The organism is Agrobacterium sp. MCAB5 (assembly GCF_052114365.1).
Lineage (GTDB): Bacteria > Pseudomonadota > Alphaproteobacteria > Rhizobiales > Rhizobiaceae > Agrobacterium > Agrobacterium tumefaciens.
This window is the reverse complement of record NZ_JBFREP010000254.1, coordinates 1-459: the sequence shown is the minus strand read 5'-3', so window position 1 is coordinate 459 and position 459 is coordinate 1. Positions and strand designations below refer to the sequence as shown.

At 56.0% G+C, this 459-nt stretch carries 1 protein-coding gene; it reads left to right on the top strand.

From position 1 onward, the window contains the following. Positions 1–459 (top strand): hypothetical protein (locus AB4Z23_RS28495; protein WP_441361309.1); only part of this gene is annotated, 459 nt, incomplete at both ends.

Below are 459 nucleotides of genomic sequence, written 5' to 3'. Positions count from 1 at the left end.
TCGCAAGGGCAGCCAACTTAAGCTTGAAGAAGCGTGGCGTGGATACCAGAACGCTCAGAGGCTTGCGCCTGCGTCCTGGCTTACGCTTCGGGCCAAAACGATGCTTGAATTCCAGGCCGAGGACGAAAAGGGCTTTCAGGCGTCGGTCGCAAAAGCACTCGCGGTGCTTCCTGAAAATGCCCGGGAAAGGGTCTTGATTGCCAGCCGGCTCTTTGCAGTCGGAGACTATGGGCAGGCAGAAGCGATCATCAAAACAACAATCGAACTGATGGCAGTTCCGCAACCGTCCGACTATACGTTCCTTGCGGCCAGTTATTACCAGCGCGGTGCTTTTGATGACGCATTGAAGCTACTGCAGGATCAGCAGGTTGAGGGCAGCGCATTCTACTGGTGCCTTCTGGCGGCGATCGCCGGTCAGCGCGACGATGCATCACTGGCAAAAATGGCGCTTCAATCACT